This is a genomic window from Arthrobacter ramosus, assembly GCF_039535095.1.
In the GTDB taxonomy this organism is placed as follows: domain Bacteria; phylum Actinomycetota; class Actinomycetes; order Actinomycetales; family Micrococcaceae; genus Arthrobacter; species Arthrobacter ramosus.
On the sequence record NZ_BAAAWN010000001.1, the window covers coordinates 540492 to 566414 of the forward strand.

Here is a 25923-nt window from a genome sequence, read left to right on the forward strand (position 1 = left end):
CGAAACATGATCCTCTTGATCGGAACGGCCATGATGCTTTCAGCCATCCTGCTCTTCGGGGTGGCCGTGATCTTGCCGAAAACTCCGGAAGTTCCGCTGGATCGGAGACGGCCCTACCAAGTAGGCTCAGGCTCCCAGCTGACGCGCTTTGCTGGTTCTACCGCCGAGGTTCTTCATGGGGTCCTGACTAGGCGCAACGTCCGGCTTTTCAACCGTGAAGAACTAGAGAATGCCGGACTGAGAATGAGCCAGGCGGAATTCTTCATTCTCGTGATTGCCGGCGCCTTCGTGGGTGCCTTGATCGGGCTTATTGTGGGCGGTCCGTTGGTGGCCTTTCTATTTTTTGTCCCGGCGCCCTTCGTCGCACGACTCTTCCTCGGTTCCCTGGCCGGCAAAAGGCGCGGGAAATTCGATGCTCAGCTCGTTGACACCCTCCAACTACTGTCCGGTGGCTTGCGGGCCGGGCACAGCATACTTCGTGCCATCGACGCTGCGGCCACTGAATCGGCCAGCCCCACGGCCGAGGAAATGCGCCGGGTCATTACAGAGACGAGTCTTGGCCGCGATCTTGAAGAATCGCTTAGCGATACGGCGGATCGAATGCGGAGCGAGGACTTTGTGTGGATAGCGCAAGCCATCCAAATCAACCGCGAGGTGGGTGGAAATCTTGCGGAGGTCTTGGACCAGGTCAACGAGACCATACGCGAACGCAGCGAGATCAAGGGACAGATCAAGTCCTTGGCGGCGGAGGGAAAGTTCTCGGGATACATCCTGATGGGGCTTCCCTTCGGCATCGTGACCATGCTCTTGGTTGTCAACCCCGGCTACATGAACGTGATGTTCACCCAGCCGCTTGGTTGGGGAATGATTGGGTTGTCAGTCATTCTCATGACCATCGGTGGTCTCTGGATGCGCAAGATCATCGACTTGAAGTTTTGAGGTGACGCGTGAATCCCTCTCTCCTTCTCTCCCTGCTGCTGGTTCCCCTGCCTATCGCCTACCTCGCTTGGTCATTCCTGTCGGTTGACCGCAAAGCCCAACGTGCCGTCCGGGTGCTTTTGACGAGGGGTGAAAACATTGCCGAGGCCGGTCCACAAAGTCGTGGCGGCGCGCTCGAGTTCATTGGCTACCGCCTGACCCCTGGAAGCTACGTCCAGAAGCTGGATCGGCTGCTCTCACTGGCTGGCCGTCCGCCGTCGCTCCCTTTGGGACGCGTCCTCGCAGCCAAGCCTTTCCTCGGATTGTGCGGCGCACTTTTTGGTTTTTTCATCAATGCCAACAGCTCGAGCGGAATACTTAAGCTCGTGGGGATATTTGTTGCGTTGCTTGGTTACTTTATTCCGGACCTAATGCTGTACAGCAAAGGACAGGAGCGTCAAAAGGCCATGCAATTGGAGCTCGCAAATACCATGGACCAAATGCTGATCTCGGTCGAGGCGGGTCTCGGTTTTGAAGGTGCCATGGCCCGCGCCGGAGAAAATGGGAAGGGGCCGCTGGCTGAGGAGTTGGTGCGGACGCTGCAGGACATGCAGGTTGGACGGAGCCGCCGCGAGTCCTATCTGGCCCTAGCCGAACGCACTAACGTCCCTGAGCTCCGGAGCTTCGTGCAGGCCGTAATTCAAGCAGATACCTACGGCATTGCCATCAGCCGGGTCTTGAGGGTACAGGCAAAGGTGATGCGAGTGAAACGTCGCCAACGGGCTGAGGAGAAGGCGATGAAGCTTCCAGTGATGGTACTCTTCCCGCTTCTACTCTTTATCTTCCCCGTGCTGTTCATCGCTATCCTGGGGCCGGCTGTGATCAACGCTATAGCCACCTTCAGTGGAGGCTAAGCGCAATATCGCATTCTCTGAATTGGGCGTGCGAGCGAAGAAAGCGGTTGAATCAAGAAAGGCCTAAGATTTCCTTAAGATAAGCATAAGTTCGGTTTTTCCGGAATTCAGAAAGTAGCATTAGGCTATGTTTAGTTCAGATTCCAGCGAGGTCAACGAGGATGCAGACCCCAGCCATACGGGCTCTGCAGGCGACTCCAGTGGGCTGCCCACTGTCCCGCTGACCGAACTTCCCATACTGGATCTGGCGGAATTCCAACTCCTGGAAGATCAAGTGGACAATCCGCTGATCGCACGCACGTTTGCCGGCGACTTCGCGAAACTCTGGGGGAGGCGATACGAAATCCTGGCGACCGCCGTCGAGGGCGGTGACGTGGCCGCCGCCCTGAACGCGGTCCTGAGCCTCAGAACTTCTTCCATTATGGTTGGCGGTGTTCGTCTCGCGGTACTTGCAGCACAACTGGAGGAACGCATTCGAAAAAGTGAATTGCGTGAGGCCCGGCCCCTCCTCAAGGAAGTTGCAGAATGCGGGCACCTAACGGTCCAGGAACTAAAGGACAGCTACGTCCTCCGGAACGATTGACGGTCAAGACCGCGCTCGAAACGCTTAGTCCGACGTTTTCGGCGTGAGCCGATACCCGACTCCTCGGACAGTCTGTAGAAAGCGCGGCGATTGTGGATCTTCACGGAGTTTTCGGCGGAGGTTCCCGATGTGGGTCTCAACAGCCCGTTCGTCAGCGTCGCTAATGTACGCATCGTCGTCGTAGTAGTCACCGCGCGCTGCCCTCACGAGGTCGGCGCGCGTCCGCACCTCGCCTTTCGCCCGAAGCAAGTCGAAGAGCAGATCGAATTCGCTTCTCGTCAACGTCAGGGCTGAACCTTGAAGCGTCACCGTGCGTGATTTGAAGTTCAGGGCCAAGCCATTGTGCCTAATCACCGCTCGCTCGGCCCCGGCCGTACCGGCCCCGTGAGCACCGCCGTCGGCCGCGCCGCCGTCGGGCCGGTCTAAAGCGCCTGAACCGCCCCCGCGATCTTCCTCCGGCAAGGCAAGCCTGCCTTCCCCGCGAGGCCGCCGCATCATGGCGGTGACCCGGGCCCTCAATTCACGCGGCAAGAACGGCTTCTTGACGTAGTCGTCCGCGCCGGTGAGGAAGGCCGTCAATGTGTCGGGCTCGTCGCGCCTGGCCGTCAGCATCACGACATATGCATCGCTGAACTGCCGAATTCGGCGCAGGACCTCGTGGCCGTCCATGTCTGGAAGCCCGACGTCGAGCGTCACCACGGAGGCATGGTGATCCCGTACGACTTCTACGCCTTCACGCCCGGTGGCGGCAGAGTGCACCACAAATCCGGCTTCTCTGAGGATGGCGTCAACCAGATTTCGCACATCTTCGTCATCCTCAATGACTACAGCTACCCCAGGCTCGCTCATTGGACATCCTTGAGGGTGCACATCGCCGCACAGCCCAGCGCAATGCGGTAAATGCCACCCAAATACTCACGATACAAGCATTGAAGCCATCTGGCATCTAATATGTGAATTAAGCGCTGCCCCAAACTTCCAGTTGGATCGTTCGGGCCGTCGTATTGTTGTTCCTTGGGGGAATAGTGGACTCCGGGCGCTTCCTTCGGGAATCGCGTGGAGTAGTAATTGGTTCGCGAATCTCCAACGAAGGGTCTTGACTTGAGTGAGCAGCCATTTTTCCGCGCGGCCGCCCGTTTCTTCAGAAAACTCACACCTCGCGCCCGGTTGGCTGTCTGTGAATTACCACTGACGCTCATCATCGCGGGCCTGGCGATCGCGGCCCCTACTCTTTGGCCAGGCTTAATCCAAAATTGGTTGTTCGTCACTGGAGTCTTCCTCCATGGCATCCTGTTCCTGAGCTGCTTGTTGGTTCCTTGGGAACGATTGGCGCCGGGCGCAGGCCTGGCAATCCCTATTTTGGATTTCGTTGCCCTCTGGTTCACGCGAAACGGCGCTTTCAGCGCGGTACCAGGCCTTATCACATTGGCTATCTTTCCCGTGATCTGGCTGTCTGCCTCAGGCATGCTTTCCAAGACAAGCCTGATCCTCAGCTTCGTGGGTCCTTTCCTGATCGCGGTTCCGCCAGTCGTTTCGCACTTGCCCCGTCCCACCTCATCAGACATTTCTTCTGTGCTGCTTTTGCCCCTCATGATGTTCGCAATGGCAGTCTCCATTCGTTTGGCTGGCTCAAGTGCCCGTCTCCAGCAACGGCGGGTAAAACAGCGGGATCAGGTTCTGCGGCAATTGTTGGCCGCCAGCCGGGAGCGGGAGACGCTGCTCAAGACAATCCTGGACACGATCGACGTCGGAATTGTCGCCGTCGATTCGAATGGCGAAACTCTCCTGATCAACAACCAACAAAGGGCATTCCTACGGATGGGACTGCCGGCGGAAGGCTCACCGAGGCCCGCGGAACAAGACCGGCCGGTTTTCGGCCAGGACAGGCGGACTCCGCTTCCACTTGAAAAGAGCCCTATTCGAAGGGCCGTTCAAGGGGAAACATTTTCCGACTATCTCCTTTGGTTCGGCGCCGGTACCGAACAACGGGCCATCTCTACAGCCGCGCGGGGTATGAAAAACGACTCCGACGATGGGTTTGGCGGTGCGGTCATCGTTTTCAGGGACGTCACGGATGTTGTCGATGCCCTTGCGGCCAAGGACGAGTTGGTTGCCAACGTTTCGCACGAATTCGGTTCGCCGCTGACATCGATCTTGGGCAACATCGATCTTGTGCTCCGGGGCGCCCAGGAGCTCGAGCCAGTAACAAGGCTTGGCTTGGAGGTTGCGGAGCGGAATGCCGAGCGGCTCCGGGCCTTGGTTGAGGACCTGCTCTTGTCAGCCGCGGCCGTGGAGAGCGTGCATCTGCGGCGCACGGATTTGGCAGGGCTAGTCGAAAACAGCTTGGTTTCTGCGCGGGCGCAGGCCGACGCTGCCCACGTGGGCCTTGTCGCCGACGTTCCGGCACCCCTGTGGGCGAATGCCGACCCCTTGAGGCTGGGGCAGGCCTTGGACAATCTAGTATCCAACGCCATCAAGTATTCGCCTGGCGGCGGATTAGTGACGATAAGGGCGGAGCGGAACGACGGCTGGGTCCAGCTTGAAGTGAAGGACACGGGAATGGGCATGACCACGGATGAATCGGCCAGGATTTTCACCCGGTTCTTCCGGACAAATGCTGCCCGTCAGGCCGCGATTCCAGGTGTCGGCCTTGGGCTGTCCATTACCAAGACCATCGTGGAACGCCATGGAGGCAGCATCACTTGCAGCAGCAAGCCGGGCAGCGGAAGCACATTTACCGTGGCGCTGCCCGACGGGACGCCTTCGGAACCTTCACGGACAGACGCGCCGGCACTGTACTAGGCCGGGTCCGTATTAAGCCGGGTAACCGCTCGCTGTGCAAGTAGCCGGGCGGGCAAAGTAGAGTACCCACTACTCGTGACCGGCCCTGGAACCAACAGATTGAATGGAACCCAGTTGGTCTCAAGCGCAGTTCCTGGTCTCTGGGGGTTATCCGTATGTGTGTTTTCTGCAATCCTGTCGTGTCCCTTCCGCGTCCCACAGCGACGGAGGCAGTCCGTTGAGCGCGGGGATGGAATCCGCTTCCATGTTCGCCGGGTCGCTGCCCGGGCTGATCCTGATGGACCTGGGCCAGGCAATGGTGGTGGTATGCCTGTGTTTCGACATGGTTCGTGCCCTGTCCGTGCCGCGTTCGCATCGGCGCTTTGTGGCCAGCACCATCTTCAGGACCCTGGCCGTGCCGTCGATTCTCGTCATGGGCGTCAGCGTGCTGGCTAAGGCAATCCAATGGTCTTGGATGGACGTGGCCATGGGCGTCCTCGTGATGGTGATGATCATCTTCCGCTGGCACCACGACAAGGACGAGGACAACTGGTGGAAGGGCAAAGGCAAGAAGCTGGCCCGCTGGGCGCGGAAGCAACTGGCCCCACCGCCCGTCTTGACCCCGGCGTCGGCGTCGGCCTGAGCGCCAATCCCCCCGACGCTCGCTCACCTTTGGGGTGTTTTCGGCCGACGCTCGCTCAGATGATCTGAGCGAGCGTTCCGGCTTTTGGCCTCATATCTGAGCGAGCGTCCCGGTAGATGTGCCGCGGAACGGTCTCCTGGCGCCCGACGGCGGTAGTCCCGTCGAACTGTTGTCTCGCCTTTGTGCCGTTCCCCCGTCAGACGCACGCTCACAAACAAGCCCTCCCGGCCCGACGCTCGCTCACAAAAAAGCCCTCCCGGCCCGACGCTCGCTCACAAAAAAGCCCTCCCGGCCCAACGCTCGCTCAGATGATCTGAGCGAGCGTTCCGGCTTTTGGCCATATATGTGAGCGAGCGTCCCGGCCTTTGGCCATATATGTGAGCGAGCGTCCCGTCGACCCCACCCCCGCCAGCCTGAACGCTTGACGCATCTCGCGCCTTCCGCATATTCTGAACGAACGGTCGGTAAATATTTAGGAGCAACCATGGCATCGCAGAATCTGCAGTCTGTGCCCGCTGAGCTGTCCCCCGAAGAGCTTGAGCGGGAACAGGCCGGTCAGGCGTACTTTGACCGCATCATCTCCGAGGACTCGCGCATCGAACCCCGCGACTGGATGCCGGAGGCCTATCGCAAGACCCTGCTCCGCCAGATCTCACAGCATGCGCACTCGGAGATCATTGGCATGCAGCCGGAAGCCAACTGGATCTCCAGGGCTCCGAGCCTCAAGCGCAAGGCCATCCTCATGGCGAAGGTGCAGGACGAGGCGGGTCATGGTCTTTACCTCTACTCGGCCGCGGAAACCCTCGGCCAAAGCAGGGACAAGATGACCAGCGACTTGATCGCCGGCAAGGCCCGCTACTCGTCCATCTTCAACTACCCCGCGATTTCCTGGGCGGACATGGGCGCGATCGGCTGGCTGGTGGACGGTGCCGCGATCTGCAACCAGGTTCCCCTCTGCCGTGCTTCCTATGGCCCCTATGGACGCGCAATGGTGCGCATCTGCAAGGAAGAGTCGTTCCACCAGCGCCAGGGTTTCGAGATCCTCCTTGAACTGTCGAACGGCACGCCTGCCCAGAAGCAGATGGCCCAGGACGCCGTCAACCGCTGGTACGCGCCGGCGCTGATGATGTTCGGCCCGCCGGACGACGATTCACCCAACTCCAAGCAGTCCATGGCCTGGAACATCAAGCGGTTCAGCAACGATGAGCTCCGCAGCCGCTTCGTCGGCATGATGGTGGAGCAGGTCAAGGTCCTGGGCCTCACGCTCCCGGACAAGGACGTCCGTTTCAACGAAGAAACCAAGAAATGGGAGCACGGGCCCCTGGACTGGAACGAGTTCAAAGACGTTCTCGCCGGAAAGGGTCCCTGCAACGCGCAGCGGCTTGAGCGCCGCCGTGAAGCGCACGACGACGGCGCCTGGGTCCGCGAAGCGGCCGCCGAGTACGCCCGCAAGCAAGCAGAGAAGGAATACGCAGCATGACCACCCCAGCCAACGAATCCCACGAAACTCCCTGGAGCCTCTGGGAAGTCTTCGTCCGCTCCAGCCGCGGCTTGTCCCACGTCCACGCAGGGTCCTTGCACGCTCCTGACGCGGCAATGGCGCTGCGCAACGCCCGAGACCTGTACACGCGCCGCAACGAAGGCGTGTCCATCTGGGTGGTTCCGGCCGATGCAATTTCCTCGAGCGACCCGGATTCCAAGGGTTCCTTCTTCGAGTCTCCGCAGGGCAAGGACTACCGCCACGCGACGTATTACACCAAGAGCGAAGGCGTGAAGCACCTGTGAGCACGCCAGAAACAAGCAACCCGGACTTCGCCATCGAGGGCCACGGCGACATCTCCGTCGGCGTCAGGGGAGCGGGTGCCTCTGGAGACGGTTCCGCAAGCGCCACCCGCATCACCCCCGGGAACGCCCTGCGTCCGGAAGACATCGCCCTCGAGATCCGCAAGGGACAAGTCAAACCCACAAAAGACGTCGCGGAATACGCTTTGCGCATCGGCGACGACGGCCTGATCCTGGCCCAGCGCCTGGGTCACTGGATTTCCCGCGCCCCCGAGCTTGAGGAAGACGTCGCCCTGGGCAACATCGCGCTCGACCAGCTCGGCCACGCCCGTTCCTTCCTCACCTACGCCGGTGCGGCATGGGACAAGTCCGAGGACGATCTGGCGTACTTCCGCCGGGAGCACGAGTTCCGTTCCGCCCACCTTTTCGAGCAGCCGAACGGTGACTTCGCCGTCACCATCGCCCGGCAGTTCATCGTGAGCTACTACCAGTTCGAGCTCTACAAGCGGCTGACCGGATCCACGGATGCCACCATCGCGGCCATCGCGGCGAAGGCCCTCAAAGAGGTCGACTACCACCGCGATCACAGCGCCCAATGGGTCCTCAGGCTTGCCGGCGGCACGGAAGAGTCCCGCCGTCGTATCGTCCAGGCTTTCAGGCTCGTCTGGCCGTACGTCGAAGAGCTCTTCGAAGACGACGAGCTCACGGCCCGCCTCGCGGAAAGCGGAGCAGGCGTGCAGCCCTCCAGCCTCCGCGCGGACTTCGACCAGCTCACGGGCGAGATCCTGAGCGAGGCCGGCCTCGATGAGGAACTCAATCTCGAACGTATCCCGCAATCCTTGGGTGGCGGCCGCCAGGGCAAGCATTCCGAGCACTTGGGTTACCTGCTCGCAGAGATGCAGGTGCTTGCCCGCGAACATCCCGGTGCAAGCTGGTGACCGTGGTGGACATGTTCCTTCAAGAGACACCAACCCAGACCAAGCAAACCGCCGAGCAAAAGGCTTGGGGGATTGCGGCCACGGTCTGCGATCCGGAGATTCCCGTTCTCACCATTGAGGATCTGGGGATCCTCCGTAACGTCCAACTGTTCGACGACGACGGGCTGGTCCCCGCGGTCCAGGTCACCATTACGCCGACCTACTCGGGCTGCCCCGCGATGGACGCCATCCGCGACGACCTCAAGACCGCGTTCCACAAAGAGGGCTACCCGAGCGTCTATGTCGAGCTCGTCCTGGCTCCGGCCTGGACCACGGACTGGATGACCGAGCACGGCAAGGCCAAGCTGCAGGAATACGGCATCGCACCTCCAAACGGCAGGGCAGCCGCCGGCGGCCACGCCGGCAAAGTCCGCCTCAACCTCGCCGTGAAATGCCCCCAGTGTTCTTCGCTGAACACCAAGGAACTCACCCGCTTTGGTTCCACGTCGTGCAAGGCGCTCTTCGTCTGCCAGGACTGCAAGGAACCGTTCGACTACTTCAAAGTCCTGTAAGGAATCCGACATGCCCGTTGTCCGCCAGACCGCAGCCGAACAAGCGCAGGCCACCGGCCGCCGTCGTGCGTCTTTTCATTCCCTCAGTGTTTCGGAAGTCCGCCGCCTGACTGAGGACGCCATCGAGGTGACGTTCATTGTTCCGGCGGAGCTCGCCGGCCAGTATGACTACCTTCCCGGCCAGTACGTAGCCCTGCGAACCACACTTCCGGATGAGAGCGGGGAGCCGCACGAGGTCCGCCGCAGCTACTCCATCTGCGCAGAGCCGCGCAGCTTCGCCGACGGCAGCAGCGAGATCCGCGTGGCCATCAAGAAGGACCTGGGCGGCATCTTCTCCACGTGGGCGAATGCGGAACTCAAGGCCGGCGACACGCTGGACGTCATGAGCCCCATGGGCGCGTTCATTTCCAAGCATGGCAAGGACGGCAAGACCGTCCAGCAGAACGTCATGAACTCCATGAACAATCCGCAGGAGATGGCCAGCGAACTCTCGGACGCCGGTTCCTTCGTGGCCATTGCCGCCGGCTCGGGCATCACCCCGGTGATCGCGATCGCCCGCACCCTGCTGGCCGCGAACCCGGAAACGCGCTTCGACCTGATCTACGCCAACAAGGCCGCCATGGACGTCATGTTCCTCGAGGAATTGGCCGACCTGAAGGACAAGTACCCCTCGCGCCTGGCGCTGCACCATGTGTTGTCGCGCGAGCAGCGCATCGCGCCGCTGATGACGGGACGCATCGACGCCGAGAAGCTGCAACAGCTGCTGGGCACCGCCATCCACGCGCAGGACGTGGACGAATGGTTCCTGTGCGGTCCGTTCGAGCTGGTCCAGCTGTGCCGGGATACCCTCGCTGCCCGTGGCGTTGAGCCCGAGCACGTCCGCTTTGAGCTCTTCACCACCGGCCGCCCGGACCGCCCCGAGGGCAACGCCGGCCGGCCCGTTGTGGAGGACGAGTCGAAGGACACGTTCAAGATCACCTTCAAGCTGGATGGTTTGACTGGCGATGTCGCCAGCCCCACCCACGCGCGGGAATCAATCCTCAACGCGGCTTTGCGTGTCCGCCCGGATGTTCCGTTCGCGTGCGCCGGTGGCGTGTGCGGCACGTGCCGCGCCAAACTGGTCTCGGGGACGGTCAGCATGGACGAGAACTACGCCTTGGAGCAGGATGAGTTGGACAAGGGCTACGTGCTGACGTGCCAGTCCCACCCCACAAGTGAATCCGTCACGGTCGATTTCGACGTCTAAGGAATATACGAATGATCGAGCTCTCCATCGCCAACGGCATCGCCGAAATTGTCCTCAATGCCCCGGAAAAGCTGAACTCGCTTGATGAGGCAGCGCTTGCGGAACTGGATAAAGCGTACGACGACGCCGCTGCCGCCGCCTCCCGCGGGATGGTGCGGGCGCTGCTCCTGCGCGGAGAGGGCCGCGCCTTTTGCGCGGGACGCGACATTGCCGGTGTGACGCCGGAGAGCGACGACGCGAAGGCGTATTTGAACGGGCTCGTTGAGCCACTGCTCAAGAAGATGGCAGCATTCCCCGCCCCGACGTTCGCGGCAGCGCACGGCGCGTGCCTCGGCGTCGGGCTCGGCCTCTTGCTCGCCACGGACGTGGTGTACGTGGCGGAGAACGCCAAGTTCGGGTCACCGTTCGCCAAGCTGGGCGCCACCTTGGACTCGGGCGGGCACTGGTACTTCACGGAGCGACTGGGCATGCACCGGACCTTGGACCTCATCTACACCGCGGACCTGATCAGCGGCGCCGAGGCTGTGGCGCAGGGAATGTTCAGCCGGGTCATGCCGGACGACGCCCTGCTGGAGGCCACCCGGATCATCGTTGAGCGAGTGGCGGCTGGTGCGACCGGTGCGTTCACGGCAAGCAAGGAGCTCGTGGCCCATATCCGCGATCGGCGCCTTGGTTTGTGGGCCGCCATGTCCGAAGAGAACGACGAGCAGGCCCGGCTGTGCAAGACCGACGACTACGCCGAAGGTTTCCGGGCGTTCCAGGAGAAGCGGGCACCGGTCTTCAAGGGGTAGTGCGTCCCGGGGGTACTCGCCCAAATTCCAGCCGCGGATAACCTGGTCGGTTGATCTTGTCAGGGCAACGTCCCATACCTAGACTCTCTAGGTATGGGACGAAGTTCAGTGAACGGACAGCTTGACCTTTTGCTGCTTGGCTCGCTCGGTGCGGGCGAGGCACACGGCTACGCGCTCATCGCGCGCATTCACGAGCGCAGCGGAGCGCGGCTCGAGCTTCAGGAGGGCTCGGTCTACCCCGCGTTGCACAAGCTCGAGGCGGCGGGGTGTGTCTCGAGTCGTTGGGCGGACGACGCCGGCGGCCGCCGAAGAGTCTATGCGATCACCGGCGCCGGGCACGCCGAGCTTGCCCGCATGGTGGAGGAATGGAAAGGCTTCTCGGCGGCGGTGCAGGGCGTTCTTGGGGCGGCGTCGTGAACGCGGGGAGCGGCGCCGGGGCCGAAGAGGGGCCCATCGATGCATACCTCGACGAACTCTTCGTGGCCGCCCGTGACGGCGATCCCGCTGCCGCGCGCAGGCTCCTCGCTGAGACCGAGGCGCATCTGCGCGAATGCGCCGCCCGGCTTCGCGGGCAGGGCCTGGACCCGGAGGACGCCGAGCGCGAGGCCGTCCGTCGCTTCGGACCGGTCGGCACCGTGACGCCGGTCCTGCGCCCGGCCCTTCGAGACGTCGCCCGGCTGCCGTTGCGCGCGTTCTTGCGCCCCTTGGTCGGTCTTGCGGCTGTTGGCGCGATCGCCGTCGGCGTGAGCGGCGCCATATCGGAGCTGTTCGGCCGGATCTGGGGCGCGGGCTTCGTGGCCGGCGATCTCCCTGGCGTCGCCTACACGGCCGCCAGGTGCGCGGTCCTTCAGGCACCTTATGCTGGCCTCGACTGTGCCCAGGCCGCCGCCGAGCACCACTGGGGCGAGGTCGTCGAATACCGTGTGGTCTTTGGTGTGCTGGGCCTTGTCCTTCTGCTCGTGTGGCGGCTCCTGCCTCGTGAAGCCCGGCTTCCGGTGGGGCTCGCGCCGTCGCTCGCAGCCGCGGCTTTCCTGCTCGCCGCCGCGGCGACCGGCGTCCAGGCGCTCAACGCCGCCGTCCAAGGCTGGCAGGGCACGGGGGCATGGCTGAGCGCCGTCGTCGTAGCCTTGCCGCTCGCCGTCGTGTTCGCGGTAGCCGCCCTGCGCAGGATGCGGATGAAGCCCACGGGTTCATAAGTCCGCACGGCGGCGGTGGATACCATCGAGCCGGGGGTAGGGATCGAGTGCGCTACCTTTCTGTACGGTTTCCCCGAGGCACTCTTCCGGGCCGGCGGGTGGAGGAACGCAGTAGTGGTCCGGCCCGGGCAACCCGCAGCAAACTTCGGCCGGTTAACGGGGACCCCGGAAGCCAAGGGCGCCGGTCAGCAGGCCAATCTCCGCACCTATCTGGTAGCCGCCACCCTTTGAGGACGCAGCCGAGCGATTCAAGCGGCCTGGAGTTCGGTGAGATGGGCGTATTTCAACGCCTTGGCTTGATGGCGTAGTCGCCGCCTGTGGTGTCTGGAAAGTGGCGGCGCGGTATCGGGCGGGTCCGTGCCTTGTATCCCGGCTCCTGGTAGCGGTGGGGCTGTTGATCGGTAGGTATGGCCGGTGGGGGTGCGGATGTCGAGGACGTGCCGCTTCCCGGGGCTTGTTCTCGCCGTGCTGGTTCGTGCTGTCCAGCCGGGGAGTTCTTTGGTGTGGTTGCAGGCCTCGCACAACCCTGCCCCGTTGGCCAGGCTCGTGGTGCCGCCGTCATGCCAGGGAACGACATGGTCGAAATGCCTGATCGGTGCGTCACAGTAGGGTGTTCGGCAGGTGTCGTCGCGGGCCTGGATGAAGCGCCGCAAACCTGCCGGGAAAAGCCGCGCCCTCGAATCGGCGCCGACCAGCTCCCCGGTCCCGGGAGCGGTGAAGAGACGACGGAGCCAGAGCTTCAAATCTCCGCACTGCCCGGGCTGGCCGGGCGCGCCGTGCTCGTTCCCGACCTGGCCGGCTTCGGTTTGGTCTTGGTTCCCGGCGAGCATTGCCCTTGCCCAGGCGGCGGGCACGATGCCGTAGCCGGGGAGGCGTGCCGGTTCGGCATCGCCCTGGAACAGGGTGCGGTCGGTCATGACGAGCTGGACTTCCACGCCGCTGATGCCTGCGGGGGTGCCGGTGGTGCGTTCGACGAGGGTGTCGGCCATGATCTGGCCCCGGCTGCGGGTCTCTCCGGAGGAGCGGAGGGCGTCGGCGTGCCGGGACAGGGCCGCGTGCACGGCCACGCCCTGGGCGACCGGAAGCAGGGCGGTCAGGTAGGTCATGGTGTCCGGTGCCGGGCGGAGGCTGACGTGCCGTTCGGTGGCGGCGTGGCTGGCGCGCTGGGTGACGGAGCGGGGGTCCCGCGGGTAGGCCGCGGTCCGGGCCGCGGCGATGATCGCTTTGTCTCCGGCGCCGTCGAAGACTCCCGTGTCAGCGGCGAGTTCCTCGTCCACGGCGCAGCGGTCCTCGGCGCTCAGGCAGGCTGTTTCCTTCACCAGCAGGGTCGCGCGCCATTCGTTCAGCCGTCCTGTGTCGAGGGCGGCGAGGGTGTGCGGCATTTCGGTCACGAGGGCCTTCGCGAGTCCGTGGAGCCGGGACCCGCGGGCCGGGGACTCCCGCCGGGCCAAAGCCACCTGTGCGGCGACGCCGCGTCCCTGCTCCTCGGCCGGTACACCGGCCGCCGCGTCGGCGCTGCGCTGGGCGGCATCGAACGCGACGGCGATCCGGGCTTGCGCGGCCGCGGCCGCGGACTTCAGATCCTCCAGCCCACGCAACTGGTCGATCAGCAAAGCACAGTCGGGCAGTCTGCCCTCGGCCGGTACCCCGCCGTCGGTTAGCCGGGAAGTGCCGGACGCTGGCCGAATCGAGTTCACGGCAGCGATCAGATCCTGCACTGCCGGGGTTCTCTGAATGCCGTCCATAACCAAAGCATTTCAGAGGGGTACGACAATAATGGGTCGAAGAACAACCTTCCGCCGAAAAGCAAGAAAATTGGTAGAACTCTTCGGGACAGCTGATGTACGGCGTTGTGAATGGAACCCCCTCAGAGGGGGATCCGGGGGCGATACTGCGCGCCTCGATGGGCCACAGCCTGGCACTCCGAGCGTGCCGGCAGTCCCTCATCGATACCCTGAAGGGGTGACTCGTACTCGTCGGCTGAGCGTCGTCCTGATTCTGAACCTGGCACTGGTGGCCGGGTTGCTTGTTGTGGGAATCTCGGCGAACTCGCTTGGCGTGCTCGCAGAAGGCGCTGACTACCTGGCCGATGCTGCCGCCATCGGGGTGTCCTTGTTGGCTGTCCGGGTGTCCAAGCTGGCGCCGACCCCTCAGCGTCCGCAGGGATATCCCATGGCCACCACGTGGGCCGCAGGGGTCAACGCCGGCTGGCTGCTCGTCTTGAGCGTCGCAATTCTGGTGGGCGCGGCCGGACGACTCCTCACAGGGACTAGTGAGGTTCACGGGCTGCCGGTCCTCATCGTCAGCGGGATTGCGGCCGTGGTGATGTTCGTGGGCGCCCTTATCCTCGGCGATGACGACGACAACAAAGCCGGCGGCGACCTGAACATGCGCGCCGTCCTGCTTGATACCGCCGGCGATGCCGCGGCTGCGGCCGGGGTCGCAGTGGCCGGTGCCGCTATCTACGTGACGCAGGGCCTTTACTGGCTCGATCCAGTCGTCGCGGCCATCATTGCCGTTGTGGTGGGATATCACGCGGTCCGCTTGCTCATCGAGATCTTCCAGACCCTGCGGGTACATCGACGCAGCACCTCGCGGCCGTGAGCGTCCCAGGGTCCGGCTCCGCGAGACCGAGGACTACGCCGAAGGTTTCCGGGCGTTCCAGGAGAAGCGGGCGCCGGTCCTCAAGGGGTAGCAGGCTCCCTGCCGGAAGCCCTCGTCTGCTGAAATCGTGGGTGAGGTTCCACTGCTGCGTTCTGGAACCTAGCGCTGGGCCCGCACCCACGAACCGACGGTGACAAAAAGTCCCACTGCCGGGCAGGTCCCTTAGTCGGCCGGCCGGGATGTGGCGGAGGGCTGTTGATTTCGTGCCCGGTGGAGCCGGTATTCGCGGGCGGTGATCCAGACGATGAAGATGTCGAAGGCTGTCAGGAGGACAAGGCCCCAGGAGAAGGCGACGGCGATCCGGTAGCCCTGGTAAAGGATGAAGACAAGCAGGAACGCGATCATCCACGGGTAGGCCCAGAGCTTGTCCTTCAGGACGGCCCAGACCAGGACGATTTTCACCAAGCCGTGCAGGAGTAGGTAGATCGCGCCGAACAGCGTCGCCGAACCTGAGAGGTTGGAGCTCAGATGCACCAAGCTGTTCGCCAGGAAGTCGTGCGGATCCTGGGCGAGCTCGTGCTGGGTGAGGAACCGGACCAGATCTCCGATTTGTTGGGGCGTCACCACCAAAAGGAGCACGCCGCCGATCAGTTCTAGAACACCGTCGAGGCCTTTCAGGACGAGGCTCACTCGAAATGTCCGGTCGAGCAGGGTTGTTCCAGCCGGTTTCGTTCTCATGGCACTTCCCTTCGGTACCTCAAGATACATTCTTTCTTATGTGGACACTGCGGGACCTCATTGCGCGGGACCGTCCATTCCCCGAAAGGAACTATTTCCATGAATCGCACGGAAGCAGACCATGCCCCTCTCCTCTGATCCCGCAGGAGTCTTCGCCATTGAAACACATGGCCTGAGCAAGCACTTTGGCAGGCATACCGCCGTCGATGACCTGACCATGCGCGTGCCTGCGGGAGCCATCGCAGGTTTTATCGGTCCCAATGGGGCAGGCAAGACGACCACCATTCGCCTGCTCCTGGGGCTGGTGCGACCGGATGCGGGCAGCGCCACGGTTCTGGGCCACTCTCTCACCCAATTCGAGCGCTACCTGCCGCGCGTCGGGGCACTGGTCGAAGCGCCGGCGTTCTATCCGGGCCTTTCCGGGCGGACCAATCTGGAGGTGCTCGCCCGCCTTGGAGGCCATCCCGGTTCCCGCGTGAACGAACTGCTGGAGGTGGTGGGACTCTCCGATCGGGCGCGTGATCGGGTCGGAACGTATTCTCTAGGTATGAAGCAGCGCCTTGGGGTGGCGATGGCCCTGCTCCCCGATCCGGAGCTGCTCATTCTCGACGAGCCAGCCAATGGCCTTGATCCCCTCGGCATCATCGAGATACGCGAGATGCTGCGCCGTTTGGCCGGCCAAGGGAAAACCATCTTGCTCAGCAGCCACTTACTCGGTGAGTTGGAACAGCTCACCGACTGGCTGATCATGCTCAATCAGGGGAAAGCCCTGTTCTGCGGGCCGGCCCGGGACCTGCTGGCCCAACGCGTCGAGGTAGTGGTCGAAGCCCAGGACGCGGTCCAGCTGGATCTGGTGGCCCGGATCGCGGGCGAGGCCGGCTACGCGGCCACACGGGAGGACCACGTCTTGCGCATCGCCTGTTCTGCCGGTTTTGCCGAGACCTTGAACCGGCAGGCCAGGGAAGCCGGCGCGCCGGACCTGACCATCCGAGTAAGGGAAGCCAGCCTCGAGCAGCTGTTCCTGGCTTTGCTGAAAGGAGACCGCTCATGATTTCCGTGATCCGTGCGTTTCGCAGCGAATTGCTCAAGTTCCGGCGCTGGAGTGTTTTGGCGGTCGCGGGGGCGATGCTGGTGGTGAGCACCTTTATCGCTTATTTGACGTTCCACCAGATCGCATCCGGAGCCACCGGCCGTGAGATGACCGGCCTGATTGCCGCGTTCCCCACACCTCAGGGATTGGTCTCGATCATTGGCCAAGCCCGCTCCGTGATCATTGCCATCGCGCTGGTGATGGTGACGGCCAATCTCGCCGCGGAATGGTCGCAAGGGACGCTGCGCAACCTGTTGGTCTGTGAGCCGCGCCGCCTGCGGTGGTTGGCGGGCAAAATGCTTGCGCTGATACTTTTTGTGCTGCTCGCGATGCTGCTCACCCTGCTCATCAGCGGCACATTCATCCTTGTTGTTGCCGAAGGACAGGGGATTCGGACGGATGCCTGGACGTCTTCGGAGGGGCTGCAGGTCTTCCTGGCGTTCTTGGGCAATGAGGTGCTTTGCCTCATCGGGGTGAGCGCCCTGGGCATGGTCATCGCCATGCTCACCCGTTCGGTCGCGGCCGCCGTCGGGATCGCACTGGCCTACATCCTGGTGGTCGAAGGCATCATCGCGGTGGTTTTGCCGCAGGTCAGCCAGTGGTTCCCGGGCCGGGTGTTCAACACCATCGTGGGGACCACCGTGCCCCTCGTAGGTCCGACGCCTCTCCAAGGTTATCCGGCGGCCCTGGGAGCAGCGCTCCTGTGGATTGTCTGCTTCGTCGTGGTGACCGCCGTCGTCTTCCCACGCCAGGACGTCAAAGCGTGACAGAAAGAGCACGCAATGTCCCCTCCGGCGTCGTCGGCAACGAGCGCCTGACTGCCCTGATCGGTGCTGTGGTGCTGGTGCTGTCGGTGGCCGAGATCGCCACTGTTCCGACTCTGGGCAGCCTGATCGTGGCGCACTTCTTCGTTGGCGTGTTCCTGGCGGGCCCAGTCGTGGCCAAGACGGCCAGCACCGGCTGGCGATTCATTCGCTACTACTCGCGGGATCCCGCCTACCGCCGTAAGGGTCCGCCCCGGCCGCTTCTGCGCGTGATCGCTCCGCTGCTCGTCGCATCGACGTTCACGCTGCTCGGTAGCGGGATCGCCTTGGCCATCACCGGGCCTGCCCCCGAGATCTTGGTCCGGGTACACGTTGTCAGCTTCTTGGTCTGGCTCGGCAGCCTCGCAGTGCACGTCTTCGCTTATGTGAGGCGGGTACCCAGGCTAATAGCCGAGGACTGGCGCCGCCCCCTCCGGCGGAGGCGCGAGGACGGGGCCGCACCGGAGCCGTCGGGACGCCGGATGCGGCTGGCGGTCAACATTGCGGTGCTCGTACTGGCCGCGATCGCTGCGGTGCTGCTTTTGCCGACTGCCGCACCATGGGAGGGGTGGCGTGGTCAGGCCGTGACTGGACCTGGGGTCCTCGCCGTCGCAGTGTGCATCGGGACCGCGATCGCGGTCGCGGTCAAGCGCCGCTAGAGGGAAACCACGACGCCGGTGAGGCTCGCCATTGCAGGCGGCCGGCTCACACCTCGTCCATGACGTCAGCGTGGTGGTGGCGCGGGGTTCCGTCAAGGGAATGTTCGGCCTGGAAGATCGCATCGGTGACGAGTTGGCGGACGTGCTCGTTGGCGAGGCGGTAGTACACGCGGGTTCCGGCCTGCCTTGTGGTGACCACGCGCCCGAGGCGGAGCTTGGCCAGATGCTGGGACACCGATGCCTGGGATTTGTGGACCAGTTCCGCCAGCTGGCTGACTGGCAATTCGCCGTCGCGCAGCGCAAGAATGATGCGGACCCGGGTGGCGTCGGCGAGCAGCGCAAAGACCTCGACCGCGAGTTCGACGTACTGGCTATCCGGCTCCCGGCCACACACAGCGTTATCTGCATCCATGCTTATATTGTTTCATACGGATAAAATGAGGTATATATATAGAGCAAGGTGCCGTTCGTTAGCTGAGGCTCCTTCGCGGAAACATGCCAGCGACCCCCAACGTCGAGAGACGCCCCGGGTCAGGACAGGCCGCCCCGGCATTAAGGGGTGGTCCCGATTGGCTCCTGGACACAGTCCGGGTTCACGCCGCGAAGTGCCAAAGGTCTTACGAGGAGGGGCATGTGCGGGCCTCCATGCCCGCCCACCCCGCGGCGCGTCCAACGGCCGCAGGAGGTGACGGTTCCATCATGAACGATGGTCATAAACCCAGTCTCCCGTCCCGTTTTCCGGATTCAGCTTCAGCCTCCTGACACTCTGCGCTGATTCCCTCCGGCACGCCGGAGCCTGATCCAAGCGGCACGAACGTGCCCACACTTACGCAATAACGCCCACCCATGCCATGTGGCCCGGTGAGGCTAATCCATGACTTTTTTGTGCCCGTTTCCGGGCAGAAGGCCGGTACATCATGACCGAAACCAAGACCCTGCTAGCGCCCTCCGCAGCCCTGGACACAGCCCACATCGGCGACATCAAGGGTGCCTTCGGCACCATCCGCGTCAATGACGAAAAGCCGCGCTCGGGCATCAAAGCACGTCTGAAGACCCTGCTCGCGATCATGGGACCCGGGCTGATCGTCATGGTCGGCGACAACGATGCGGGCGCGTTCGGCACCTACACCGAAGCCGGACAGAACTACGGAACGTCGCTGCTCTGGACTCTGCTCCTGCTGGTCCCGGTGCTGTATGTGAACCAGGAAATGGTGCTGCGCCTGGGGGTCGTCTCCGGCGTCGGACATGCCCGCCTGATCCTGGAGCGGTTCGGCAAATTCTGGGGCGCGTTCAGCGTTATCGACCTGTTCATCCTCAACGCCCTGACCATTGTCACCGAATTCATCGGCATCAGCCTGGGCCTGGACTACCTGGGGATCCCCAAGATCCCGGGGATTCTCCTGGCCACCGCCGTGATTGTGGGCGCCGCGAGCACCGGTTCCTTCAAGCGGTTCGAGCGTGTCTGCCTGACACTGGTGGCCGGGTCCCTGCTGCTGGTGCCGATCATCTTCATGGTCCATCCCGACGTCGGACAAGTCGCCCACGACTTCGTCGTGCCCGGCATGCCCAAAGGCGCTGGCCTGTCCACGGTGACTTTGCTGATCATCGGGATCGTCGGAACCACCGTGGCGCCGTGGCAGCTGTTCTTCCAGCAGTCGTACATCATCGACAAACGCATCACCCCTCGGTTCCTGAAGTACGAGAAGGCAGATCTCTGGCTGGGAATCACCATCGTCATCGTGGGCGCAGCTGCAATCATTTCCTTCACGGCGGCGACGTTTGCCGGTACCCCGGAGTTCGGCAACTTCACCGACGCCGGCGGTGTCGCCGTCGGCCTGGAACAGCACGTCGGAAAGGTTGCTGGCGTCTTGTTTGCCCTGGCACTGATCGATGCCTCGATCATCGGGGCCGCCGCCGTCGGGCTCTCCACCTCCTATGCCCTCGGTGACGTATTGGGGCTCAAGCACTCCCTCCATCGGAAAGTCTCCGATGCTAAAGGCTTCTACGCCGTGTTCGCCGGAGTCCTGCTCCTCTCGGCCATTGTGGTCCTGATCCCGGGCAGCCCTTTGGGTTTGCTCACGGTCGGGGTCCAGGTGCTGGCCGGAGTCCTGCTTCCCTCGGCCACGGTGTTCCTGCTGCTGCTGTGCAATGACAATCAGGTGTTGGGACCTTGGGTGAACGGGCGCTTCATGAACGTCTTCACCTCAGCGGTGATCGCGGTCCTAGTGATCCTTTCCTTGGTCCTGACCGCCGGGGTGTTGTTTCCGGACATGGGCTCGGACGCCATCCTCGGCATCCTCATCGGAGGCGCCGCCGTCTCCGCCGTCGCGGGGGTCGTGTTCCTGGTTTACCGCAGGATCCACCCCACAGCGCCGAGCCCCGACGCGATCGACCGCTCTCAGCGGGCGACCTGGCGCATGCCCCCGATTGCCCTGCTCACCACCCCCAAACTCTCCACCGGTTACCGGATCGGTCTGACGGTCCTGCGCACCTACTTGCTGATCGCGATGATCCTGGTCATCGTCCGGGTGGTCCAGCTCGCCCTTGGCGGCTGACGGTTGTCCGCGTCATCCAGGCCATTACGCGGATGGCCGATTACAATCTGCTTACCCGCTGGTCGCGCCGCGGACCCAGCCACCACGCCAACCGCGGCGGGGACAGGAGAATTTCATGAATGATGGGCACCACCGCCAGCTCGGCAAACGACGGAAGGCGGAGGCTTCACCCGGCGGGACCGCAACCTCCGCGGGTCCCCGCCATATGCGTCGCAAGTCCCGGCGCAAGTCCGTCATCCTGATATCGGCCACGGCGGTCGCTGCAACCGTGGCCCTGGCCGCCGCCGTCGCGGTCACCTATGTGGGCGCGACGGCGGTTGCGGCCAACAACAACGTTCACCGCTCTGATGTCCTCAAGGATCTGAAAACGCTGCCCCAAGCGGTGCCGAAGCTGAGCCAGGACACGAACATCCTGGTCATGGGCCTCGATACAAGGGTTGATGAGAAAGGCAAGCCTCTTCCTCCGGAGATGTATGACGCATTGCACGCGGGCGATGAGAATATCGGCGGCTACAACTCCAACGTCCTGATGCTCATCCACATCCCCGCGGACGGTTCCAAAGCCACGGGAATCTCGATTCCCCGGGATGACTACGTCCAGGTTGACGGTATACCGGGAAGCGGCCCGTTCAAAGCCAAAATCAAGGAGGCGTACGGCTACGGTTTCGCGGCAGAGAAGACCTCCTTGATCAACGCGGGAAAGCCCGACGACGACGCGACCTACCAGGCGGCCCGCGACGCCGGACGCAAAGCCGAAATAGCCACCGTGACCAAGTTCCTGGGCAGCGTGCACATCGACCACTTCATCGAAGTCACCATGGCCGCGTTCTACCAGACGGCCCAAGCGATCGCACCCATCACCGTGTGCGTCAACCGGGCAACCCAGGACACCTTCTCCGGGGCCGACTTCAAAGCGGGCATGCAGCAGATCGATGCCAAACAGGCCATGGCCTTCGTCCGGCAGCGCCGGGACACGTCCGACCCGACGTACCTCTTCTCGGACCTGGACCGCGAACGCCGCCAACAGGCCTTCATCGCCTCGGTCTCCCACCAGCTCAAAGACGCCGGGACCTTCACCGATATCGGGAAAATGCAGGGTGTCCTGGACGCCGTGAGCAAGAACATCGTGGTTGATTCGGAGTTGAACCTGATCCAGCTCGCCCAGCAAGCCACGTCCCTGACCGGGGGCAACATCTCCTTCAGCACCCTGCCGATCACAGGCTTCGGCACCTCCCCGGATGGCGCCTCCATCAACACCGTGAACGTCAACCAGGTGCAGGCCACCGTGAAGGAACTCCTCACCCCGGTCCCGCCGGCTCCTCCAGCTACGACGACGGCGACCCCGACGACGGCGGCTGCCTCGCCTGCGGCACCCGCACCCGAAGCGCCACCCGCTTCGGAAGCCGCAACCCAAGCACCAGCCACCCCGTCAGCACCTGCAAGCAACGTCTACGCGGATTCCACCGGGGCCCTCCAAGGCGGTGCCATTCCCTGCGTGAAATAGCGAGGGTACTCCAGAGACTAGGTAGCCCTCTCCGATAGGCTCTGCGGATGAGTGAAAATACCCCGAAGCTCGCAGGTTATCTGGACAAGCAACAGCCCGGACTTTATCAGGCACTGTCCGGCTATGCGGAGCAGGTCACTGCCGAGGCAGACAGGACCGGGATCCCGCGTCGCACCCTCGAGTTGTTGAACTACCGGGCTTCGCAGATCAACGGCTGCGCGTTCTGCCTGGACCTGCATCACCGCCGCGCCATCGGCTACGGAGAGACCGAGCAGCGGCTTTCCCTGGTGTCGGTGCATGGCGAGGTGGGGCTCTTCGACGAGGCCGAACAGGTGGCGCTTGAGCTGGCCGAACAGATCACGCGCCCTGAGCAGCGCCCGCCCCACGGCGGAGTTGTTTTCCCGTGCGCGGGAGGTCTACACCGAGGAGCAGATCAGCGTGCTGTGCATGGCGTGCATCGGTATCAACGCGTTCAACCGCTTGTCCATCCTGAGCGAACACCCGGTGCGCAAGGCCCGCTCGTCGTCGTGAAGCGTTCGAAGTCGCCCGATTACTCTCAGCCTCGTGGAGGCTCGGTGCCTGAATTCTTCCGCCTACTCCGCCACCACAGGTAAAGTCCCCAGCATCCGAGGCCCAAGAACAGAACTGATGCGACAGGCCGCCACCAGACAAAGGGCTGCCATGAGGCGAACAGGATTGCATAGGCAAAGAACGAAGCGCTTATCCAAGGATTCGGAATCTTGTTGGCCATCGGGCCACCTTTCGGATGTGAGTTCTTGGAAGGAAGCACACTACCAGCCGGCACAACCGGCGAGGGTGAGCCCGATGCTCGACAGCGTACCGGACAAGGCCCAGCCAACCACCGCCCCACCTGGGGCAAATACAAGGACCATGTTCAGGCCCACACCCGCAGCGCAGGTCCAGGTGAAGCTCGCAGTGCTTGCGCCGATGTTCAGGTTTGCGACCTGCTTGCCTCCGATGTAGACATGAAGGTACCCGGGACAAGTGCTCGGGCGGTTGTTGGTCCAATTGTGGGATACCCCCATACTGATGCAGAAGGAGTAGTACTTTCCTGCCGGTTCTCGCAGCTCCGGTCTGGCGACTCCTGCTGGTGACTCTGAGATAGATGGTGATGTGACCGGGGGTTCCGCGGCGCTGGCAGGGGCTAGCCCGGCGAACACCAAACCTGCGCTGACTGCCAGGGTTAGGGCAATCTTTTTGATGTTTTTCAGGGCGCGGAGGGCTTGCCACGCTACTCGGTCGGGGCGATCACTAAAAACTTGAGAGCTACGCACGATCTTCATCTGAGTTATCCTGTCTTTCCGATTTCCACTCACGGGTACGTAGGAACAGGGCTGCCCCAATCATCAGTAGTCCGCCTGTCCAGCCGACTACCGCGAAGCTCCGTCCGACGGCTGCGAATGCGAAGCACGCAGGAGCCGCCAACATCGGTAACATGAAGATTCTGTTTGCTGCCATGAATTGACCCCTACTTTCACTCGGGGATTGACCAAGGCGCGCGAACACGACCCTCCGTGGGCCATCGACGCTCTGCCTGCCGTAGCCTCCAAATATTCTGGAATATCTGCGACGACGCGATGAGTTGCACTGTTCCTCTTTGAATTAGGATCGGCGCCGGTCCTGTGCTGATCCTAACCAGCCGTTTCCACCTTTGGGCGTGGATTCCGCAGAATTGAGTGCCAAATCTGAAGAATTGAGTGCCAATGCTGGGCAAATTGAGTGGTTCGCAGACTGCTCTCTGTGCATGGCGTGCATCGGCATCAACGCCTCAACCGCCTGTCCATCCTGAGCGAGCACCCGGCCCGCTAGGCCCGCTGCGAAGGACTTCCTGGCCGGAAAGCCAGAAATCTTGCATCAGGGATTAGCGTTTTTGAAAATCCATTCGTAGGATTTGCCCTATGTCTATGGGGAGATCAGTTCGTAAAGCAGTTATTCCGGCCGCCGGATTGGGCACGCGCTTCTTGCCGGCCACCAAGGCGATGCCGAAGGAAATGTTACCGGTGGTGGATCAACCGGCTATCCAATATGTGGTTGAGGAAGCCGTAAAGGCCGGCCTTAGCGACGTGCTGATGATCACCGGCCGCAACAAGCGCGCCCTTGAAGACCATTTCGACCGCGCACCTGATCTCGAACGCACTTTGGGGCTGAAAGGCGACGAAGCCCGCTTGGACGCAGTGCAGCATGCCTCCGGACTTGGGCCTATCCACTATGTACGGCAGGGCGAACCGAAGGGCTTGGGCCATGCCGTACTGTGCGCCAAGCAGCACGTGGGTGACGAACCGTTCGCGGTGCTGTTGGGCGACGACCTGATTGACGAGAGCGAGGAGCTCCTGTCAACCATGATCGACGTCCAAGCGAAGACCGGCGGCTCGGTGATTGCCCTCATCGAGGTGGAGCCGTCGCAGATCAGCGCGTATGGCTGCGCCGACATTACACCAATCGCGGGGGAGGACTACGTCCGGGTCAACAGCCTCGTGGAGAAGCCTTCTGTTGAGGAAGCGCCATCGAATTTGGCTGTCATTGGACGCTATGTCCTGCACCCGGCTGTGTTCGATGTCCTCGAGGAGACCGGGCCCGGGCGCGGTGGCGAGATCCAACTGACCGACGCCCTCCAGACCCTCGCCAAGGGCGAAGGCGAAGGCACAGGCGTTTACGGGGTGGTCTTCCGTGGACGTCGCTACGATACCGGGGACAAGCTCAGCTACTTGAAGGCCGTCATCACGCTGGCTTACGAGCGGGCAGAGTTCGGCGAAGACCTCAAAACTTGGATGAAGGAATTCCTGGGCTAGGAATGCTGCATGCTTAGCCGCGCGTAGCGCAGAATCCTGAGGATGGCCGGAGCCAACTCGTCTTCCATCCGCAGGTATGCCTCGGCGCCCTGTTTGTAGGGGTCAGCGACGTCGTTGTCCGAAGATTTTGCCGCCAGGACGAGGTGGCGCACGGAGGACGCCCGCGCCGGCAATTCTCGCCATAGTTGGGCGTAGTCAGAGCCCGACGGCGATGCGTCGCCTCGTTCTTCAAGGGCTGTCACCATCCGTGCGAACTCGCGGATGGTGAACGTCCGTTTGAGCAGGGAGGCATCCAACTGCAGGACCTCTCCGCGATGGTGGGACGCCATAGTGAGTACCAGGTCCGATTCCCTGAGGATTTTCTGGGTTAGCTGGCGGGCGGCAAAGCCTTCGGGGGTGCCGCCGTATGTGCGGATGATGTCCGCTGACAGCGGCTGGATGGGGCTACCCACCATGGCGCGGGTGCCCGCACTGCGGACTTCGAAGCCGCCGTGGAGAACCTGGTCCAGGCCGGCCTGGAGCAAACGTTCGGCTACGGGGGAGCGGCAGATGTTGCCGGTGCAAACGGTCAGTATCCGAATGGGTTGGGGCGATTCCAAAGGTATAGCTCTTTCACTAGCTGGCAGGCGCGCGTGACACCTGTGTTTTTCAAGTTAACACGAGAGTCATAATCACGTGTGCCGCAGCAGGGCGAAGGCAGCCACGCCGAAGGAAACCACGGCCAGCAGGATCAGAAAAATGACGGGCCACGCCTGACTCGGAATGGCTGGAATTCGTGGAATCGCACGCAACCCCACTCTGAAGCTCAGCCTCTTGC

At 62.9% G+C, this 25923-nt stretch carries 27 protein-coding genes and 1 riboswitch; of the genes, 21 read left to right on the plus strand and 6 right to left on the minus strand.

Annotated elements, in window-relative coordinates; translation table 11 throughout:
• Positions 1-6 precede the first annotated feature (6 nt).
• The 3 genes from ABD742_RS02575 (at position 7) to ABD742_RS02585 (ending at position 2415) form a co-directional block, all read left to right on the plus strand.
• Positions 7-939 carry a type II secretion system F family protein gene (locus ABD742_RS02575; protein ID WP_234748842.1) on the plus strand — a complete coding sequence of 311 codons (933 nt, stop codon included), beginning with the start codon at positions 7-9 and terminating at the stop codon, positions 937-939.
• 8 nt (positions 940-947) lie between these two features.
• Positions 948-1832, plus strand: a complete 885-nt coding sequence (locus tag ABD742_RS02580; RefSeq protein WP_234748843.1) for a type II secretion system F family protein — start codon at positions 948-950, stop codon at positions 1830-1832.
• 127 nt (positions 1833-1959) lie between these two features.
• Positions 1960-2415, plus strand: a complete 456-nt coding sequence (locus tag ABD742_RS02585; protein ID WP_234748844.1) for an Hpt domain-containing protein — start codon at positions 1960-1962, stop codon at positions 2413-2415.
• Positions 2416-2439: 24 nt separating this feature from the next.
• Here ABD742_RS02585 and ABD742_RS02590 read toward each other — a convergent pair whose 3' ends face one another.
• Positions 2440-3264 (minus strand): response regulator transcription factor, encoded by an 825-nt coding sequence (locus ABD742_RS02590; protein ID WP_234748845.1) that lies wholly within the window; start codon positions 3262-3264, stop codon positions 2440-2442.
• Between the two features lie 753 nt (positions 3265-4017).
• Between ABD742_RS02590 and ABD742_RS02595 the strand changes: the two genes are divergently transcribed.
• From ABD742_RS02595 to ABD742_RS02640, 10 genes are all read left to right on the plus strand, one after another.
• Positions 4018-5217 carry a sensor histidine kinase gene (locus ABD742_RS02595; protein ID WP_308193802.1) on the plus strand — a complete coding sequence of 400 codons (1200 nt, stop codon included), beginning with the start codon at positions 4018-4020 and terminating at the stop codon, positions 5215-5217.
• Positions 5218-5446: 229 nt separating this feature from the next.
• Positions 5447-5839 (plus strand): hypothetical protein, encoded by a 393-nt coding sequence (locus tag ABD742_RS02600; protein ID WP_234748847.1) that lies wholly within the window; start codon positions 5447-5449, stop codon positions 5837-5839.
• Between the two features lie 484 nt (positions 5840-6323).
• Positions 6324-7319 (plus strand): 1,2-phenylacetyl-CoA epoxidase subunit PaaA, encoded by a 996-nt coding sequence (gene paaA, locus ABD742_RS02605; RefSeq protein ID WP_234748848.1) that lies wholly within the window; start codon positions 6324-6326, stop codon positions 7317-7319.
• Positions 7316-7624, plus strand: a complete 309-nt coding sequence (gene paaB / locus ABD742_RS02610) for a 1,2-phenylacetyl-CoA epoxidase subunit PaaB (protein ID WP_234748849.1) — start codon at positions 7316-7318, stop codon at positions 7622-7624. The genes paaA and paaB overlap by 4 nt, the downstream gene beginning before the upstream one ends.
• A complete protein-coding gene (gene paaC, locus ABD742_RS02615) occupies positions 7621-8559 on the plus strand; it encodes a 1,2-phenylacetyl-CoA epoxidase subunit PaaC (RefSeq protein ID WP_234748850.1) in 939 nt (312 codons plus the stop codon). Before paaB ends, paaC begins: the two co-directional genes overlap by 4 nt.
• Before the next feature lie 11 nt (positions 8560-8570).
• Entirely contained in the window at positions 8571-9110 is a 540-nt protein-coding gene (gene paaD / locus ABD742_RS02620) for a 1,2-phenylacetyl-CoA epoxidase subunit PaaD (protein WP_234748851.1), read from the plus strand.
• Between the two features lie 10 nt (positions 9111-9120).
• Positions 9121-10356 carry a 1,2-phenylacetyl-CoA epoxidase subunit PaaE gene (paaE, locus tag ABD742_RS02625; protein ID WP_234748852.1) on the plus strand — a complete coding sequence of 412 codons (1236 nt, stop codon included), beginning with the start codon at positions 9121-9123 and terminating at the stop codon, positions 10354-10356.
• Between the two features lie 11 nt (positions 10357-10367).
• Complete coding sequence (locus ABD742_RS02630) at positions 10368-11147, plus strand: enoyl-CoA hydratase/isomerase family protein (protein WP_234748853.1); 780 nt, start codon at positions 10368-10370, stop codon at positions 11145-11147.
• Between the two features lie 108 nt (positions 11148-11255).
• Positions 11256-11564, plus strand: coding sequence for a PadR family transcriptional regulator (locus ABD742_RS02635; protein ID WP_344787117.1), 309 nt, complete (start codon positions 11256-11258; stop codon positions 11562-11564).
• Complete coding sequence (locus ABD742_RS02640; RefSeq protein ID WP_234748855.1) at positions 11513-12343, plus strand: permease prefix domain 1-containing protein; 831 nt, start codon at positions 11513-11515, stop codon at positions 12341-12343. The genes ABD742_RS02635 and ABD742_RS02640 overlap by 52 nt, the downstream gene beginning before the upstream one ends.
• Before the next feature lie 248 nt (positions 12344-12591).
• On the opposite strand, the gene ABD742_RS02645 is transcribed toward ABD742_RS02640, so the two are convergent.
• The gene (locus tag ABD742_RS02645; RefSeq protein ID WP_234748857.1) at positions 12592-14088 is read right to left on the minus strand and encodes an HNH endonuclease; all 1497 of its coding nucleotides are present in this window, start codon (positions 14086-14088) and stop codon (positions 12592-12594) included.
• Positions 14089-14305: 217 nt separating this feature from the next.
• Here ABD742_RS02645 and ABD742_RS02650 point away from each other — a divergent pair, with 217 nt between their 5' ends.
• Positions 14306-14947, plus strand: a complete 642-nt coding sequence (locus ABD742_RS02650; protein WP_234748858.1) for a cation diffusion facilitator family transporter — start codon at positions 14306-14308, stop codon at positions 14945-14947.
• Between the two features lie 222 nt (positions 14948-15169).
• Here ABD742_RS02650 and ABD742_RS02655 read toward each other — a convergent pair whose 3' ends face one another.
• A complete protein-coding gene (locus ABD742_RS02655; RefSeq protein WP_234748859.1) occupies positions 15170-15685 on the minus strand; it encodes a DUF2127 domain-containing protein in 516 nt (171 codons plus the stop codon).
• A gap of 121 nt (positions 15686-15806) precedes the next feature.
• Here ABD742_RS02655 and ABD742_RS02660 point away from each other — a divergent pair, with 121 nt between their 5' ends.
• Genes ABD742_RS02660 through ABD742_RS02670 form a run of 3 tightly spaced genes read left to right on the plus strand, consistent with a single transcriptional unit; the run spans position 15807 to position 18237 of the window.
• Positions 15807-16736: an ABC transporter ATP-binding protein gene (locus ABD742_RS02660; RefSeq protein WP_234748860.1), complete on the plus strand. Its 930-nt coding sequence runs from the start codon at positions 15807-15809 to the stop codon at positions 16734-16736.
• Positions 16733-17542, plus strand: a complete 810-nt coding sequence (locus ABD742_RS02665; protein ID WP_234748861.1) for an ABC transporter permease — start codon at positions 16733-16735, stop codon at positions 17540-17542. Before ABD742_RS02660 ends, ABD742_RS02665 begins: the two co-directional genes overlap by 4 nt.
• Positions 17539-18237, plus strand: a complete 699-nt coding sequence (locus ABD742_RS02670; protein ID WP_234748862.1) for a hypothetical protein — start codon at positions 17539-17541, stop codon at positions 18235-18237. The genes ABD742_RS02665 and ABD742_RS02670 overlap by 4 nt, the downstream gene beginning before the upstream one ends.
• Before the next feature lie 46 nt (positions 18238-18283).
• On the opposite strand, the gene ABD742_RS02675 is transcribed toward ABD742_RS02670, so the two are convergent.
• Entirely contained in the window at positions 18284-18649 is a 366-nt protein-coding gene (locus tag ABD742_RS02675; RefSeq protein WP_234748863.1) for an ArsR/SmtB family transcription factor, read from the minus strand.
• Positions 18650-18696: 47 nt separating this feature from the next.
• A riboswitch (M-box (ykoK) riboswitch) is annotated at positions 18697-18871 on the plus strand.
• Between the two features lie 283 nt (positions 18872-19154).
• On the opposite strand from ABD742_RS02675, the gene ABD742_RS02680 reads away from it, so the two are divergent.
• From ABD742_RS02680 to ABD742_RS02690, 3 genes are all read left to right on the plus strand, one after another.
• The gene (locus tag ABD742_RS02680; protein ID WP_234748864.1) at positions 19155-20792 is read left to right on the plus strand and encodes an NRAMP family divalent metal transporter; all 1638 of its coding nucleotides are present in this window, start codon (positions 19155-19157) and stop codon (positions 20790-20792) included.
• 115 nt (positions 20793-20907) lie between these two features.
• The gene (locus ABD742_RS02685; protein WP_234748865.1) at positions 20908-22296 is read left to right on the plus strand and encodes an LCP family protein; all 1389 of its coding nucleotides are present in this window, start codon (positions 20908-20910) and stop codon (positions 22294-22296) included.
• Positions 22297-22343: 47 nt separating this feature from the next.
• Complete coding sequence (locus ABD742_RS02690; RefSeq protein WP_234748866.1) at positions 22344-22910, plus strand: carboxymuconolactone decarboxylase family protein; 567 nt, start codon at positions 22344-22346, stop codon at positions 22908-22910.
• A 177-nt stretch (positions 22911-23087) separates the two neighbouring features.
• On the opposite strand, the gene ABD742_RS02695 is transcribed toward ABD742_RS02690, so the two are convergent.
• A complete protein-coding gene (locus ABD742_RS02695; protein ID WP_234748867.1) occupies positions 23088-23342 on the minus strand; it encodes a hypothetical protein in 255 nt (84 codons plus the stop codon).
• Positions 23343-24215: 873 nt separating this feature from the next.
• Here ABD742_RS02695 and galU point away from each other — a divergent pair.
• Positions 24216-25106: a UTP--glucose-1-phosphate uridylyltransferase GalU gene (galU, locus tag ABD742_RS02700; RefSeq protein WP_234748868.1), complete on the plus strand. Its 891-nt coding sequence runs from the start codon at positions 24216-24218 to the stop codon at positions 25104-25106.
• Here galU and ABD742_RS02705 read toward each other — a convergent pair.
• Entirely contained in the window at positions 25103-25705 is a 603-nt protein-coding gene (locus ABD742_RS02705) for an arsenate reductase/protein-tyrosine-phosphatase family protein (protein WP_234748869.1), read from the minus strand. The two genes, galU and ABD742_RS02705, sit on opposite strands and share 4 nt — an antisense overlap.
• Positions 25706-25923: the final 218 nt, after the last annotated feature.

What these genes read in the sequence shown, in the direction of transcription:
- ABD742_RS02640 (WP_234748855.1), top strand. Translation starts at nt 11,513, where the DNA reads ATGGAAAGGCTTCTCGGCGGCGGTGCAGGGCGTTCTTGGGGCGGCGTC.
- ABD742_RS02685 (WP_234748865.1), top strand. Translation starts at nt 20,908, where the DNA reads ATGAATGATGGGCACCACCGCCAGCTCGGCAAACGACGGAAGGCGGAG.
- ABD742_RS02595 (WP_308193802.1), top strand. Translation starts at nt 4,018, where the DNA reads ATGGCAGTCTCCATTCGTTTGGCTGGCTCAAGTGCCCGTCTCCAGCAA.
- paaE (WP_234748852.1), top strand. Translation starts at nt 9,121, where the DNA reads ATGCCCGTTGTCCGCCAGACCGCAGCCGAACAAGCGCAGGCCACCGGC.
- ABD742_RS02630 (WP_234748853.1), top strand. Translation starts at nt 10,368, where the DNA reads ATGATCGAGCTCTCCATCGCCAACGGCATCGCCGAAATTGTCCTCAAT.
- ABD742_RS02585 (WP_234748844.1), top strand. Translation starts at nt 1,960, where the DNA reads ATGTTTAGTTCAGATTCCAGCGAGGTCAACGAGGATGCAGACCCCAGC.
- paaA (WP_234748848.1), top strand. Translation starts at nt 6,324, where the DNA reads ATGGCATCGCAGAATCTGCAGTCTGTGCCCGCTGAGCTGTCCCCCGAA.
- galU (WP_234748868.1), top strand. Translation starts at nt 24,216, where the DNA reads ATGTCTATGGGGAGATCAGTTCGTAAAGCAGTTATTCCGGCCGCCGGA.
- ABD742_RS02690 (WP_234748866.1), top strand. Translation starts at nt 22,344, where the DNA reads ATGAGTGAAAATACCCCGAAGCTCGCAGGTTATCTGGACAAGCAACAG.
- ABD742_RS02645 (WP_234748857.1), bottom strand. Translation starts at nt 14,088, where the DNA reads ATGGACGGCATTCAGAGAACCCCGGCAGTGCAGGATCTGATCGCTGCC.
- ABD742_RS02680 (WP_234748864.1), top strand. Translation starts at nt 19,155, where the DNA reads ATGACCGAAACCAAGACCCTGCTAGCGCCCTCCGCAGCCCTGGACACA.
- ABD742_RS02600 (WP_234748847.1), top strand. Translation starts at nt 5,447, where the DNA reads ATGGAATCCGCTTCCATGTTCGCCGGGTCGCTGCCCGGGCTGATCCTG.
- paaB (WP_234748849.1), top strand. Translation starts at nt 7,316, where the DNA reads ATGACCACCCCAGCCAACGAATCCCACGAAACTCCCTGGAGCCTCTGG.
- ABD742_RS02655 (WP_234748859.1), bottom strand. Translation starts at nt 15,685, where the DNA reads ATGAGAACGAAACCGGCTGGAACAACCCTGCTCGACCGGACATTTCGA.
- ABD742_RS02590 (WP_234748845.1), bottom strand. Translation starts at nt 3,264, where the DNA reads ATGAGCGAGCCTGGGGTAGCTGTAGTCATTGAGGATGACGAAGATGTG.
- ABD742_RS02660 (WP_234748860.1), top strand. Translation starts at nt 15,807, where the DNA reads ATGCCCCTCTCCTCTGATCCCGCAGGAGTCTTCGCCATTGAAACACAT.
- ABD742_RS02665 (WP_234748861.1), top strand. Translation starts at nt 16,733, where the DNA reads ATGATTTCCGTGATCCGTGCGTTTCGCAGCGAATTGCTCAAGTTCCGG.
- ABD742_RS02695 (WP_234748867.1), bottom strand. Translation starts at nt 23,342, where the DNA reads ATGGGGGTATCCCACAATTGGACCAACAACCGCCCGAGCACTTGTCCC.
- ABD742_RS02575 (WP_234748842.1), top strand. Translation starts at nt 7, where the DNA reads ATGATCCTCTTGATCGGAACGGCCATGATGCTTTCAGCCATCCTGCTC.
- paaD (WP_234748851.1), top strand. Translation starts at nt 8,571, where the DNA reads ATGTTCCTTCAAGAGACACCAACCCAGACCAAGCAAACCGCCGAGCAA.
- ABD742_RS02675 (WP_234748863.1), bottom strand. Translation starts at nt 18,649, where the DNA reads ATGGATGCAGATAACGCTGTGTGTGGCCGGGAGCCGGATAGCCAGTAC.